Below are 14276 nucleotides of genomic sequence, written 5' to 3'. Positions count from 1 at the left end.
AGCCGTTGGGCAGGCGGGTGCGCCTGGTTTTCTCCCCCCTTGTGGGGGAGATGGCCGGCAGGCCAGAGGGGGACTTGCCATCTCCAATTGCCAGTGACGCGATCATATCCGGCTCTTCGCGCCGCCTTCATCCCGTCGGGGAGAAGCGAGGAATACAGCCATGAAAGCCGCGGCCGACAGCGCCGTCGCGCAGTATTTCAACGCCATCCGTTCCGCCCTCGGCGGGCTCGAGATCTTTCTCGGCGACCGCAATTCGCCGCTCTACCGGCATGGCGTGATCGGCGAGGCGATCGTGCCGTATCTTTCGCGTCTGAAGGCGTCGTTTGCCTGCTGGGAGAACCGGATCGGCTTCGTCGACCAGTTCCGCATCTCGCGGGCCGAAAGCGGGTTTCCCGTCTACCAGAACGTGCTCGAGCTGGAAAACGACCGCAAGGGCGCGGAAAAGCGGCTTTCGGAGATCCCGGGCGCGGACCAGCTGCGCGGCGAGATGGCCGATTTCATCCTGCGCAACAAGGCGTTTCCGACCGAATTGCAGGTGCGCATGGCCGAGCGCATGTACCTGCAGCAGATCGGCAAGGGCGAGATCTTTTCCCCCTTTGTCCTGCCCGAGACGATCCGCGTCGCCGTCAACCCGAAGACGCTGCGGCCCTATTATGTCGTCAGCTGGGGCGCCTTCGACGGCAACAGCACGCTGCCGATGGTCTACATGGCGACGATCGAGGATTCGTCGGAGAAGCTCGTCGAGCTGCTGGTGACGAAGGATGGCAAGCTCAATCCCGACGTCCAGATCGACCTGCCGGTCGGCGGACTGCTCAATCCGGAGCTTGCCAGCCGCTTCGACGATTTCACGCTGAAGAACAGCGCCTATTCGCTGTCGCCGGTGACGATCGCCACCAATCTCGACCGCGACTTCGAGATGCTGCATCCCAAGCAGTTGCGCCGCATCGTGCTTGGCCCGTTCTATTCCGCCGACATCACCGAGAACAACCAGAAGGTCCGCGATATCCTGTCGAAGGTGCGCAAGGCCGAGAACGCCTGGTTGCTCACCTGGACGATCCAGGAGGTGTTTTCGCAGGCCGAGCGGCCGGCGAAGAGGGGCTTCTGGAGTTCGACGCCGGCGCAGGAGGAGTTCCACATCGATACCGGCAATCTCGAGGCCACACGCATGGGCGTCAGCGCCTTCGAGAAGCATGCGCTGGTGCCGCACGATGCCTACCAGGCGCTCTATGCCGCCGGCGAAGCGGCGGCGATCTTCGGCGATTACAAGGTGCATGTGATTTCCGGGAACGTGATCAGCGAGGTATGACGTCATGAGCCTGAACGCCGGACTGACTGTTGTCCCCGAGAGCGATATCGAGAAGCACCGGGCGGTGGCGCAGGGCATGGTCACGCGGCTGGTGATCCTGGAGGCCGAAGGCGGGCCTGCCGGCGCGCCGACCGCCGGCACCGGGCGTCGCTTCGTGTCCACCGTCTCGACGGGCGGGATGCGGCGGACGCGCGAGGTCGAGCTGGCAAGGACGATCGCCGCCGTGCGGGCGGGCGATCCGCTGCTGTCGCCGGCGCAGCACCAGTTGCTGTATCGCACCCGTCGCGGCATCGAGATCGCGCTTGCGGTCGCCGACGTCTTCGCACGGCAGACGGAACTGGAACAGTTGCAGGCGCGCAATGTCACCTCCCCGCTTGCCGGCGAGGAGGCGACCCGCTTCAAGGCGCTGCTGTCGGCCTCAGCCTATCTCACGGCCTTCACCCTGGCCGCCTATCTCGGCGCGACACTTGCCGGCGAGGGGGAGCCGGCGGAGGACACCGACGAGCCGGACTACCTGTTCGACACCGCGCAGGACGCGGCCAAGAGCCTCGTTGCCGGGCTCGACCGGGCCATCGCGGGAGCGGCCGACGACACGGCGCTGATTGCCCGCGCCCGTGCCTTCGCTCGCGTCGCACTGGAGGGGCTGATCAGTCGCAAGGCGCGCTTTTCCGGGCTTTCGAGCTTCGAGAGCGCCCATATCCGCATCGAACAGGACGATTTCACCCTCAACGGCTTCGACGTGGCGCCGGGGCAGAAGCGCAAGCCGCTGTCGATGAGCTTCAAGAAGCCCACCGACATCGTCGGCAACCACATCGCCAAGTACCAGGCGATGCGGCTTGCCCGGATGCTTATGGCCTATGATTTCGAGCGGCAGATGAACCCGTTCGTCGAGCTCGGCGGGTTCCTCTTCACCTTCATCGGCGACGGCATGCCCGGCACCGGCAAGACCATGCTGATCCAGATGCTGGCCGGCCTGCTCGACGATTATTGCCGGGTCGCCGGCTACCCCTTCCACTACGAGAACTTCGGCGTCGACCAGATCTCGTCCTATCAGGGCAAGTCGGGCCAGAACTGCAAGGAATTCGTCGACAACGTGGTGAACCCGCGGGCGATCGGCTTCGGCACCATCGACGATGTCGACCAGGTGGCCGCCAAGCGCTCCGACGACCGGGCATCAGCCGGCCAGCACGAGGTGACGGCGGTTCTGATGGAGAGCTTCGCCGGTGCCTCGACGGTGGTGCGCGGCAATTGCACCTTCGGCATGTTCTCCAACTATCCCGAAAACGTCGACGATGCGCTGCGCCAGCGCGCCGGCGCCCGCTGGCTGGTCGACGGGCCGCAATCGCGGGCCGACTATGTCGACATCTTCACGCTGCTCGTCGGCAAGAACCATTCGATCCCGCTCGGCGAGCATCAGCTTCTCGCCGGGCAGGAGATTAGGAAGGCGGTCTCCAGTTCCTACGGCCAGCACGCGCTGCCGCAGGAAGACGGGCTGCTGGCCGTCTGGGAGCGCTACGAAAAAGCGCTCGGCAAGATGGCGACACTTGCCGACGTCGGCACCTACCTGCACATGATCAAGGAGGCCGAGCCGCGCTTCACCGGCCGTGCGATCAAGAACGTCACCGACGCGATCAAGATGCGGGCGATGGACGTCGACCTGCCGGACGACTGGTTCGAGACGCCCGAGGCGTTCATGCACAGATCCTACGACGAGAAGAAAGGGATGATCGAGGAACTGCGCGGGCCGATCACCATGGAGATGGTGCTGCAGGAGATCAACCGCTACGCCGACAGCGAATTCCGTTACGCCGACAAATCCGACGACGCGGCAGTCGCCGACATCATCCGCCGCGAACGCCTGCGCGAACGGGCGGTTGGCGAGATCGAGGCGATGAAGGCGGAGGGGAAGTGGTAGGGGTGGCAATTTCTTGAGAGCTGCCCCTCATCCGCCTGCCGGCACCTTCTCCCCGCAAGCGGGGAGAAGGACGGATGCCGAGATGTTTTCAGTTCCCTCTCTTCGCTTGCGGGGAGGGCAAATTCGGGATGAGATGGCGATGAGAGGGGCCAGGAAATTGCGCGGCGACGTTTGCGCGAGACCTATGGGTGGATGCCCCGAGCACAGCGTTGAGCTGAAGCCCTCATCCGCCTGCCGGCACCTTCTCCCCGCGAACGGGGAGAAGGACGGATGCCGCGGTGTCTTCCAGTCCCCTCTCCCCGCTTGCGGGGAGAGGGTTAGGGTGAGGGGCAAGATCGGGATGGGACGCCGATGAGGGGAGCGAATTCGAGCAAGACGGAACGGGCGCGAAAGCTGCGACAAGTGGAGAACGATGCCGAGGGACTTCTATGGTCGGAATTGCGCGGTCGACGGCTGAATGGTTTCAAGTTCGTAAGGCAGGTTCCGATCGGTCCGTATTTTGCCGATTTCGCTTGCCGGGAGAGGATGCTGGTTGTCGAGGTGGACGGCAGTCATCATGCAGATAACGCGTATGATGCGAGACGGAACGAATTCATGAACACGAACGGATGGTCTGTTGCCAGGTTCTGGAACACTGAGGTTCTGCGCGAGCTGAAATCTGTACTGGAGACAATCGTCGCAATCTGCGATGGCCGCCTGGTCGAAAGGACGCATGCGGCCGACTTCACCTTCCTGCCGGTAACTGAACGATCATGAAACGCCTCCTCGAAGCCGAGTTGATCTACGGGCGGTTGCTCGATGTGTCCGAGCCGCATCTGGTCGAGCGCTACAACAAGGCGCTGGAAGCCTTCGGGCTGCCGCGGACCAATCTGACGCGCTTCGGCATCGACATGACCGGGTTCTCGCCCGAGATCGCCGACGAGCTCGGCGACCGCGACTATCTCGACCCGAACCGGGTGAACCGCCGCTTCATCATCCTGACGCCGGAGCAGGTGGAGCTGCCGGTGGTGCATACGAGCTTTTCCAATACCGCGGCGCTGATGCACGAGTTCTTCGACGCCAATGCGCGCGCGATCCATGCGGTGACGATCCGCGATGCGCTCTATGGCGAGATCGAGGACAGCGTTGCCGTGGTCAACGACATCGACGATCTGCTCTCGATCAACGAGGTGCGCTTCCGGGTGCTGTCGGCGGAGGATGTGCTCGGCAAGGCGGCGGAACTGCGTGCCCTGGTCGACCGGCTGAAGACGGTGCCGAACGCCTGGGCGGACGACGCCATGCTGAACCGCATGGTGGAACTCTCGAAGCAGACCGGCGACATCCGCCAGAACGCGCTCGTGCCCGATCAGCTGGTATTCCGCCACGAGGCGTTCTGGGCCAATCATTTCGGCGGCGTCTTCGTCTTTCTCGACGGCAAGCAGACGACGGTGATCTGTGATCCGTCCGTGCCGGGCTTCCGCCGTTCGCGTCCCTGGCAGGTCAGCTACATCGCGCTCGACGACCATCCGCGCATCTTCGAGTTCCTCGCCTCGACGAAGCGGCTCGAACTGCCGCGGGCTTCCTGGGTCGAGGCGTCGGGCCTTCTGCAACACCGCGCCGACATGGCGATCCTGAACCTCGTCAACCGCGTCGATCCCCGTGCCGACCTTGCCAGGGCGGATCGCGTCTGGATGCAGACCTGGATGCATCGCAATGCGGCGCTGATCGCCGAGGACGGCATCTATCCCTTTCTGCAGGAGGCGCTGCGCACGATTGCGGCGACGGGCGAGATCCGGCTGAAGGAGATCACGCCCTGGGCGCGGTTCCTGCTCGTGCGGGCGGCGCCCGATCATCCCGACCGCTGGCTGGTGAACCAGTTGATCGCGCAACTGACGCCCTTCGATTTCGTCTCGCGCTTCGTCTTCGACAAGCAGGGATTTTATGCATCCTACGAGAAACTCTCTGAAAAATTCAGGGAATTCGTGGTCGAAACGCTGGAACGTACCTATTTGCAGGACAAGGCCGCCTTCCGGTTGCGGCTTTACGGAATTGGAGAGGACAAACGCAATGCTTGACCCGATCGTCGCGTTCTTCCAGCGCGTCTTTTCTGCCATCGGCAGGGGAATTGGGCTCGCCATTTCATGGCTGATCTGGCCCTTCGTCGCTGCGGCCAACTGGTATCGGCAGCGCGGCTGGCTGATCAAGGGACCGATCGGCATCGTCCTCATCGGGCTCGTAGCACTCTACGGCTACTTCATCTGGCAGACGCAGGTCTGGACCAACTTCGATATCGACTATGTCAACGCCTACAACCTGCCGGCGCGCAAGAACGATGCCGGCCTGCCGGTGAAGGCGCCGGTCGGCCAGGCAACGACCGGGCAGGGAACGACGGGCCAGACCGCCGGACAGGCCGCAACACCAAACACCTGCGAGCGGTCGGCGATCGTCGACGTATCGGCCGACCTGATCGACTTCAACGTCAACCAGAACGCCTGGATTTCGTCGATGCTGCTCTACAAGCTGGGGCTGTTCGGCATGGACTGGGACGACACGCCCTGGCTCGACAACAAGGCGTCGTTCCAGCGCGGCGTCAACCAGGCGATCCGGCGCACGGCTGTCGAGCTCGTGGATTCGCTCGGCCGCGTGCGCGGCACCTCGGGCGTGAACAACGACCTGCAGGCGGCGCGCGGCAACATCCAGTTCGACGAGGAGACCTGGTATTTCGGCCTCAGCCCGTTCGGCCCGAAGACGCCGACACCGAGCTTCTACCGTGCGGCGGCGCGGGACCTGCAGAAGTTCAACGCCTCGCTGGCGGCCTGCAACGCCACCTTCGACGCCCGTTCCGACAATCTCGTGGAATTCCTCGACCGCATCGCCAACGACATCGGCAACACGTCTGCCATCATCCGCGAGCGTTCGGAGTTCCACAACGGCGGTTGGTTCGACGTGCGCGCGGACGATCGCTTCTGGTTCGCCTTCGGCCAGCTCTACGGATATTACGGCATCCTGTCGGCCGCCGGCGCCGACTTCGACAGCGTGATTGCCCAGCGCGGCCTGACGCAGATCTGGACCGAAACGCTCCGGCAGCTTCGCTCGGCGCTCAACATCCAGCCGGTGATCATCTCCAACGGCCGCGAGGACGGCTGGATCATGCCGACGCACCTGGCCACGATGGGCTTCTACATCCTGCGGGTGCGGTCGAACCTGGTGGAGATGCGGGATATCCTGGCGCGCTAGGCGCGCCAGGCAGTAGGCAATGGGCAGTAGCGAAAGAGATTGCGGCGTTGAGCGGCTGCAACTTCGCTCTACTGCCTACTGCCTACTGCCTACTGCCTCACCTACACCGGCAGCCACCCCGTGCTCTTCACTTCTTCCATCACCGCGTAGGTATGCGTCTCGCGCACGCCGGGCAGCGACAGGAAGACGTCCGAGAGGAAGGCGCGGTAGGCTTCCATGCCGGCGACGCGGGCCTTGACCAGATAGTCGAAGCCGCCGGCGACCATGTGGCATTCCATGACGTTGTCGCTCTGGCGGACAGCCTCGGCGAACGTGTCGAAGACGTCCGGCGTGGTGCGGTCGAGCTTGACCTGCACGAAGACCAGAAGATTTCGCCCCAGCCGCTCGGGCGAGAGGATCGCCATGTAGCCCATGATGTAGCCGTCGCGCGTCAGCCGCTTGACGCGCTCGGCGGTTGCCGTGGGCGAGAGGTTGACCTTTTCGGCAAGCTCGATGTTCGATAGGCGACCCTCCTGCTGCAGCGCACGGAGAATCTTTCGGTCCAGACGGTCGAGTTCCTTCATCTTTCTCTACCTTTCTCCGCGATCCGTTTGTGATCGCGGCGAAGACTGCCAGAATTTTGGTGATCCTCTCGCCACATTTTACCGAGAATCGCAAGGGCCAAGCTTACGTCAATCGGAGAAGGTGCACCGTTCAGCCGTTTGCCACCGGGCCGATTGGCGCTATGACCATGGGAACAGGCCGCTCCGCCGGCCGGGGCTGGGCAAAAAGACGCACGACAAAGACACGACAAGGGGGAAGCATGAGCGCGGTGAAATCCGACATCGAGATCGCAAGGGCTGCCAGCAAGAAACCGATCCAGGAGATCGGCGCGCGCCTCGGCATTCCCGTCGAGGACCTCATTCCCTACGGCCACGACAAGGCCAAGATCAGCGCCGCCTTCATCGCCGCGCAGAAGGAGAAGAAGGATGGCCGGCTGATCCTCGTCACTGCGATCAACCCGACGCCCGCGGGCGAGGGCAAGACGACGACGACGGTCGGGCTTGTGGACGGGCTGAACCGGATCGGCAAGAATGCGATCGTCTGCATCCGCGAGGCCTCGCTCGGCCCCTGTTTCGGCGTCAAGGGCGGGGCCGCCGGCGGCGGCTATGCGCAGGTCGTGCCGATGGAGGACATAAACCTCCACTTCACCGGCGATTTCCACGCGATCACGACCGCCCACAACCTGCTCGCCGCGCTGATCGACAACCACATCTACTGGGGCAACGAGCAGGACCTCGACACCCGCCGCATCACCTGGCGCCGGGTCATGGACATGAACGACCGGGCGCTGCGCGAGATCGTCTGTTCGCTCGGCGGGGTGCGCAACGGCTATCCCCGCCAGGCCGGCTTCGACATCACGGTCGCCTCGGAGGTGATGGCGATCCTCTGCCTTGCGACCGACCTACAGGATCTCGAAAAGCGGCTCGGCGACATCATCATCGGCTACCGGCGCGACAGGACCCCGGTGTTCGCCCGCGACATCAAGGCGGACGGGGCGATGACGGTACTGCTGAAGGATGCGATGCAGCCGAACCTGGTGCAGACGCTGGAAAACAACCCGGCCCTCGTGCATGGCGGCCCCTTCGCCAACATCGCCCATGGCTGCAACTCGGTCGTGGCGACCAGGACGGCGCTGAAACTCGCCGACTACGTGGTGACGGAGGCGGGCTTCGGCGCCGACCTCGGGGCGGAGAAGTTCTTCGACATCAAGTGCCGCAAGGCCGGGCTGAAGCCGGATGCGGCGGTGGTCGTGGCGACCGCGCGGGCGATGAAGATGAACGGCGGGGTGAAGAAGGAAGACCTCGGACCGGAGAACATCGAGGCTGTGCACAAGGGCTGCGCCAATCTCGGCCGGCACGTGCAGAACGTCAAGAAATTCGGCGTGCCGGTGATCGTGGCGATCAATCATTTCGTCTCCGACACCGAAGGGGAGATCCAGGCGATCAAGGATTACGTGGCCACGCTCGGTGCCGAGGCGGTCTTGTGCAAGCATTGGGCGGAAGGATCGGCGGGGATCGAGGAACTGGCGCACAAGGTGGCGGAACTTGCCGATTCCGGCCATTCGCAGTTCGCGCCGCTCTATCCCGACGAGATGAGCCTGTTCCACAAGATCGAGACGGTCGCCAAGGACATCTACCATGCCGACGAGGTGATCGCCGACAAGTCGGTGCGCGATCAGTTGCATGCTTGGGAGGCGCAGGGCTACGGGCACCTGCCGGTGTGCGTGGCCAAGACGCAGTATTCCTTTTCCACCGACCCCAACCTGCGCGGTGCGCCGGAGGGCCACACGGTGCCGGTGCGCGAAGTCCGGCTGTCCGCCGGCGCCGGCTTCGTCGTCGTCATCACCGGCGAGATCATGACCATGCCCGGCCTGCCGAGCGTTCCCTCCTCGGAGCGGATCTTCCTCAACGAGGCCGGCTATATCGAGGGGCTGGACTAGGCGGCCGCCACAGGTGGCGGGACACGCAAATTGTGGCGCGTCAAGATCAGGGGGAGGGCCCGGCGACGATGTCGAGGATCAGGCCCGCCAGCGGCTCTTCCGAGCCCGCGAAACTCTCGATCATGGCGTCCATGACACGCTCGCGACCAAGCACATCGGCATCGAACGGCAGGCTCGCTCGCTCGGCCAGAAGGGCGAGGAAAGCCAGTTGGGTTCTCCCATTGCCTTCACGGAAGGGGTGGATTGCGTTGATCTCGGCAAGCAAATGGGCTGCCTGGGCCGCAAAGTCGCCCGGCGCAAGGCTGTCCAAGGCATTGGCGTTGGTCAGGTGCTGAAAGATGCGGTCCAACTGCGCCCGAATGTGCTCGGGGTAACAGAACCAGTTGCCGCCTTTGCCGATCCGGATCGTGCGGATCTCCCCGGCCCAATCGTAGACGTCCTGAAAGAGGTGGTGATGGAGCGACAGGTAATAGGTGACGTCCAGGTCGCCTTCCGGCCAGGGCTCCTCGGAGCGTACGACGAACATGGCGGTTTCGTACTCGTCGAGTTCGTCCTGATCAACGAGGCCCAGCTTGTTCCGGAGCACTGTTGTGCCGGGATAGCAGAGGGGGTCGGTTTCGGCGGTATAGACCACGCTTAGTCGGATTTGCCGGCGAACTGCGCACGGATCGCCTTGCGGCGTTCCTCGGCGGGCAGATCCTTGGTCTGGACAAGAAGCGCGCGCATGCGCGCGCTCAGCACGAGGCCCTCGACTGCGCTGATCTTTTCGGCGCGTGCCTGGGTCAGGCGGCCGGTTGCCGCGCTCCGGTTCAGCTTGGGCGACTTTGTCGTGCTCATGGCTGGAAACCTATCACGACCTTGTCGGGGCCGGCAAAAGGATTCCTCTCGCCGGATCTGGCTAAGGCGGAGGCGGTGTTCTCGGAATACGGGCGATGCTGCAAAGCCGACCTGAATACGCCGCAGTTCCCGGGGGAACTGCGGCGCGCGTTGCGCCGGCGGGAGAGGGCCGGCGGCTGGAGGTTCAGAAGGTCTTGGTGAGGGAGACGCGGAAGGAGCGGCCGGCCTCGCTGTAGAAGTCGCGGGTATCCGCCGTCGTGCCGTCCGGAACGTCGATGGCGTTCCAGTACTTCTTGTCGAAGATGTTGAAGACGCCGGCCTGGACGCGGAAGCCGTCGAGCTGTTTCGGCTGCCACCAGGCGGTGGCGTCGACGACGCCGTAACCCGGGGCCTCGAAGCCGGAGCCGCTGACCTTGTCGCGGGCGGCAGCCGCCGTCAGCGACACGTCCGATCCCCAGGTCTCCGTCGCATAGCCGAGGCCGACGATCGCCCGCAACGGCGCGACCGAGTTGATGTACTCGTCGGAATCGGTGTCCTTGCCGTGCGTCCAGGCGAGCGAGCCCCAGGTCCGCCAGTTGTCGGTGAAGCGCCATTCGCCGGCGAATTCGACGCCGTAGATGCGGACGCGGTCGCGGTTTTCGTAGCCCTGAATGCCGCCGACCGGGTACTCTCCGCCCGGGGGCGCCAGTTGCACCCGGTCGATGAAGTTGCGGTAGTAATTGTTGAAGACGGTCGCCGAGACGGTGTAGGCCTCGGAGGCATAATTGGCGCCGACCTCGAAGCCGTTGCTCGTTTCCGCCTCAAGATCCGGATTGCCGATGCGGGCGTAGGAACCCGGCGCGCCGTAGTTCTGATAGAGTTCCGTCGCGCTCGGCGCGCGAAAACCCTGCGACCACTGGGCGAACAGTTCCAGTTCCGGATTGGCCTGCCAGGCGGCGCGCAGCTTCGGCGAGAAGCGGGCATCGCTGGTGCCGTTCAGATAGTCCTCGTCGAAGTTCGGGCTGCGCTCGAATTCCGCGGTCGACTTCGGCGAATGGCGATACCAGTCGAAGCGCAGGCCGGGGGTGATCGTCAGGCGGTTGTCGATCAGCTTGATGTCGTCCTCGAGATAGGCGCCGAAGAAGACGCTGTCGACGTCGGGCATGTCGGAGGCGTTGGAGTGCAGCATCCGGCATGACTGCGGGCCGAAGGGCTGCGGAATCACCGCCCAGTTGACGTCCGGGCAATTGTCGATGCCCGAGGAATACTGGTGCGTCTTCTGGCCGTAGAGTTCGGCGCCGAAGCGGAAGCCGTGCTCGATGCCACCAAGCTGCACGGCCTTGGCCGCATCGCCGTTGATGCCGTAGGTGGTCTGTTCCAGCATGTTGTCGCGGTAGTAGTCGCCGGTCGGATAACCGTAATAGAAGGGGTCGCCTTCTATGATGTTGGCGCGGGAATCGCGCAGCCGGAAGCCGTTCGTCGTGTTGTTCAGCCGTTGCCGCTGCCAGTAGGTGACGACGCTCGCCTGGTCGAGCCAGTCGTTGCCCTCCGGTGAAATGAAGTCGTAGGAGGCGGAGATGCGCCGGCGGTCGATCTCCTCGCCGGACTTCAACGTGCCCGGCTCGTAGCTCGAAGTCGTGCCGCGCATGTTGTCGCTGTCTTCGTCGCGGTTGAAGATCTCGCCGGTGAGCCCGAAGCGATGGCCGCCGTCGATATGCTGATGGATCTTGGCGAGCACGTTCTTCTGGTCGAAGTCCATCGGATTGGCTTCGGTCCGGGTCGTGCCGTAGCCGCCGACGTCGCCGCGGGTGTCGGTCTCGTGGCCGCGCTTGTAGCCGCCCTGCAGCATGAGCCAGGTGTCGTCGAAGCGGGCTGCGACCGCGGCATTGCCGCCGACGCTGTCGTCGGCGCTGTCATAGGTCGACTTGGCGACCGCGCCGAAGGTCCGGCCTTCCTTGATCAGGTCTTCCGGGTTGAGGGTACGAAGTTGCACCACGCCGCCGAGCGCGCCGGAGCCGAAGCGGGAGGAATCGGTGCCCTTGGTGATGTCGATCGCCGAGAGGCTGTTGAAATCGAAGCCGTTCAGCCCGCCCTGCGCCGATTCGCGCGGGTCGGCCAGCCACGGCACGCGGATGCCGTCGAGGGTGGTCAGCACGCGGTCGTTCTGCAGGCCGCGGATGTTGATGCTGTTGTTCTGGGTGTTGAAGTTGACGCCCGCGTCGACGCGGCGGGCGAAGTCCTGGAAGTCGGTGACCATGCGGTTTTCAAGCGTCGCACGGTCCGTCGTCTGGGTCAGGGGGGAGGTCGCCGCCGTCTCGCCAAGGCCCTCGACGGTGATGGTCCTGAGCGTCGTCGGCTGCTCGGCCTGGGCGGACGCTGCCTCCTGGGCCTGTGCTGATGTGGACGCGCCCGGCGTCGTGCCAAGTGCCATCGCGACGGCGGTCGTCGCCAGAAGTCGCGTTGCGAGCGGTGTCGGTAATCTCATTGTAACCCCCTGAAAATGCATGCAGAAATCCATCGCAAGCCGCGGGGCGGCTGCGTCGGTTTTCTCTCTTTCGGAATCCCTGGAAGGGTGCCCTGGGGGAATGCCTATTTAATCTGGATTAAACGAGTCAAGTTTGAGCGTGAATATGTTAATCAAGTTTTTGTGTACGCCAGCGCACATCGCACGCGCCGGGCAGCCGGCGGCGGTCACGGATTCGGGGAGCGGTGGCGTTGGAGGGGGACGTTCAGCCGTAGGGGCCGAGATAGTCGCGCTTGCCGATCTCGATGCCGTCGTGGCGCAGGATGTCGTAGGCGGTGGTGACGTGGAAGAAGAAGTTCGGCAGGGCGAATTCCAGCAGGTAGTCCGTGCCCGTGAAGGTCACGCCGAGATTGCCGACATTGAGCTTCACCTCGCGGGTCTCGCTGCCCGCGAGGTCTGATTCCGGTACCGATTCGAGATAGGCGATGGTCTTTTCGATGCGCGCCTTCAGTTCGGCCATGGTCGTCTCGGTGTCGGGAAAGCTCGGCGCGCTCTTGCCGCTCAGGCGCCCGAGCGCGTTCTTGGCGGTATCGCTGACGCGCTGGATCTGCCCCGACAGCGGCAGCATGTCCGGCGCCAGTCGCGAATTGACCAGGACTTCGGGGTCGATCCCGTTGTCGGCGGCATGGGCCTCGGCCTTTTCGAGCAGCGCCGAAAGCACCTTGAGGCCGCGGACGAAGACGGGAACGGAGAGACGGTACAGGGAGACGGACATACGGACATCCTTATGGATTGGCGGCCCGGCGGGGTGAACGGCGGGCCGGGAATCATGCCGCTAAGATAGGGCAGGCGCCGCCCGGTTTTGAGCCCGCGATCCGCGCCGGCCGAAAAGATTCCACCGCTGCGCTACCAGCAATAGCGATAGCCGCCCTTGCGCTTGATGACGTCGAGATGCAGGTGCGTCTCGTGCGCGGCGTCGCTGCCGGGATCGAGGACGGTGGTGAAATAGAGGCAGGCGGTGGCGACCGCTGCGCGCTGGAGCGCGCCTTCGATGGTCGAATCCTTCTCGCGCGGGGCGATGTCCATACGGCTGCCGTCGGAGAAGGTGAAGGCGGCGATGTCGACGGCATTGCCGTAGGCATGCTCGGAGACCTTGCCGTTTGCAGCGCCGTTGCGGTTGCGGCAGACGTAGCCGGAGGCCTGCTCGAGACCGGAAAGCTTCTTGTCGGGCATGCCCGCCGCGATCGCGGGCACGAGCGCGCCGCTGGTCCAGCGCTGAAGCTGCAGCGCCGTCTCGCAGCGCAGCGTCGCCTCGGGCGTGATGCCGATATCGCCCGAGAGACGCTTGAGCAGCACGGGGCGGGTGATGCCGCAGCCGTTCTCCGGCCCGATCGCCGGGATTTCCTCGACGATGGCACCGCCCGCCTTCAGCGCCCCGATGCAGGCTGCAAGGGTCGCGTCGTCCTCGCGGACCAGCGGCGGCGGTGGCTCCTTCGCTGCCTCGGTCTTGTCGGCATCCGTCGCCTTGCCCTCGCCGTCCTTCTCCTTCGTCTTGCTGCCGTCGCTCTCCTTCGACGTGGGCGCGTCCTTGCGTTCCGCGGCGGTCGGGGTCGGCGGACCGTGTTTTTCCGGCTGTTTTTCGCCGTCGGCGGAGGGTCGCGCAACGGGCATCGGCCCCTTGTCGGGAAGGGAGGCGGCGGGAAGGGAGGCGCCAGTCAGGGCGAGGAGGCTTGCGGCCAGGATGGCGAAGGATCGCGGGCGGATGGCGGCGTTCTCCTCTTTTACGGACACGGTCGGAGGGAAACGCACGGAAACCCGTTCGGTTTCGCATGGGTGAACGAACGGTATTCCCGCCCGGAATCGAAGGCTCGGATCCCGGCCCCGGAGGGCGCGTAGGGCAGCCTTTCCGAAGGCCCCGATTGTCGACGTCCGGCCCGAGAAATCCCGGTTGCGTTCGCCCCGGCTTCGCGCTAACAATTCCGGCCATGACAGATGCACGCAACATCTCGATCTGGTGGTGGGCTCGCTGAGGCGGCCTCGACCAGTCATGCGTGATTGAAACGAACAGCCGCCCGAA

Annotated in this window: 13 protein-coding genes; 7 read left to right on the top strand and 6 right to left on the bottom strand. The window is 64.4% G+C overall.

Annotated features, from left to right (window positions below; translation table 11 throughout):
- The first annotated feature begins 160 nt into the window (after nucleotides 1-160).
- The 5 genes from OCK02_RS18010 (at nucleotide 161) to OCK02_RS17990 (ending at nucleotide 6437) form a co-directional block, all read left to right on the top strand.
- Nucleotides 161-1306, top strand: a complete 1146-nt coding sequence (locus OCK02_RS18010; protein WP_263814221.1) for a hypothetical protein — start codon at nucleotides 161-163, stop codon at nucleotides 1304-1306.
- Nucleotides 1307-1310: 4 nt separating this feature from the next.
- Entirely contained in the window at nucleotides 1311-3221 is a 1911-nt protein-coding gene (locus tag OCK02_RS18005; protein ID WP_263814220.1) for an AAA family ATPase, read from the top strand.
- Between the two features lie 351 nt (nucleotides 3222-3572).
- Nucleotides 3573-3977 carry an endonuclease domain-containing protein gene (locus OCK02_RS18000; RefSeq protein ID WP_263814219.1) on the top strand — a complete coding sequence of 135 codons (405 nt, stop codon included), beginning with the start codon at nucleotides 3573-3575 and terminating at the stop codon, nucleotides 3975-3977.
- Nucleotides 3974-5275 (top strand): DUF6638 family protein, encoded by a 1302-nt coding sequence (locus OCK02_RS17995; protein WP_263814218.1) that lies wholly within the window; start codon nucleotides 3974-3976, stop codon nucleotides 5273-5275. Before OCK02_RS18000 ends, OCK02_RS17995 begins: the two co-directional genes overlap by 4 nt.
- Nucleotides 5268-6437 carry a DUF2333 family protein gene (locus OCK02_RS17990; protein WP_263814217.1) on the top strand — a complete coding sequence of 390 codons (1170 nt, stop codon included), beginning with the start codon at nucleotides 5268-5270 and terminating at the stop codon, nucleotides 6435-6437. The genes OCK02_RS17995 and OCK02_RS17990 overlap by 8 nt, the downstream gene beginning before the upstream one ends.
- Nucleotides 6438-6538: 101 nt before the next feature.
- Here OCK02_RS17990 and OCK02_RS17985 read toward each other — a convergent pair whose 3' ends face one another.
- Nucleotides 6539-7000: an Lrp/AsnC ligand binding domain-containing protein gene (locus OCK02_RS17985; RefSeq protein ID WP_230808090.1), complete on the bottom strand. Its 462-nt coding sequence runs from the start codon at nucleotides 6998-7000 to the stop codon at nucleotides 6539-6541.
- A gap of 239 nt (nucleotides 7001-7239) precedes the next feature.
- Between OCK02_RS17985 and OCK02_RS17980 the strand changes: the two genes are divergently transcribed.
- Nucleotides 7240-8919: a formate--tetrahydrofolate ligase gene (locus tag OCK02_RS17980; RefSeq protein ID WP_263814216.1), complete on the top strand. Its 1680-nt coding sequence runs from the start codon at nucleotides 7240-7242 to the stop codon at nucleotides 8917-8919.
- Between the two features lie 46 nt (nucleotides 8920-8965).
- Here the strand turns inward: OCK02_RS17980 and OCK02_RS17975 are convergent, their stop codons facing one another.
- From OCK02_RS17975 to OCK02_RS17955, 5 genes are all read right to left on the bottom strand, one after another.
- Nucleotides 8966-9553: a Fic/DOC family protein gene (locus OCK02_RS17975; protein WP_263814215.1), complete on the bottom strand. Its 588-nt coding sequence runs from the start codon at nucleotides 9551-9553 to the stop codon at nucleotides 8966-8968.
- Between the two features lie 2 nt (nucleotides 9554-9555).
- On the bottom strand, nucleotides 9556-9756 hold the full coding sequence (locus tag OCK02_RS17970) for a hypothetical protein (protein ID WP_263814214.1): 201 nt from the start codon (nucleotides 9754-9756) through the stop codon (nucleotides 9556-9558).
- 184 nt (nucleotides 9757-9940) lie between these two features.
- Nucleotides 9941-12220 (bottom strand): TonB-dependent hemoglobin/transferrin/lactoferrin family receptor, encoded by a 2280-nt coding sequence (locus OCK02_RS17965; RefSeq protein ID WP_263814213.1) that lies wholly within the window; start codon nucleotides 12218-12220, stop codon nucleotides 9941-9943.
- A gap of 244 nt (nucleotides 12221-12464) precedes the next feature.
- Complete coding sequence (locus tag OCK02_RS17960; RefSeq protein ID WP_263814212.1) at nucleotides 12465-12974, bottom strand: DUF1993 family protein; 510 nt, start codon at nucleotides 12972-12974, stop codon at nucleotides 12465-12467.
- A 131-nt stretch (nucleotides 12975-13105) separates the two neighbouring features.
- On the bottom strand, nucleotides 13106-13990 hold the full coding sequence (locus OCK02_RS17955) for an extensin family protein (RefSeq protein WP_263814211.1): 885 nt from the start codon (nucleotides 13988-13990) through the stop codon (nucleotides 13106-13108).
- Nucleotides 13991-14028: 38 nt separating this feature from the next.
- Between OCK02_RS17955 and trpLE the strand changes: the two genes are divergently transcribed.
- Nucleotides 14029-14229: a trpE operon leader peptide TrpLE gene (trpLE, locus tag OCK02_RS26150; protein WP_318530142.1), complete on the top strand. Its 201-nt coding sequence runs from the start codon at nucleotides 14029-14031 to the stop codon at nucleotides 14227-14229.
- Nucleotides 14230-14276: the final 47 nt, after the last annotated feature.

This window comes from Rhizobium sp. TRM96647 (assembly GCF_025780115.1).
Taxonomy (GTDB): domain Bacteria; phylum Pseudomonadota; class Alphaproteobacteria; order Rhizobiales; family Rhizobiaceae; genus Mycoplana.
This window is presented reverse-complemented; position numbering and strand designations above follow the sequence as displayed.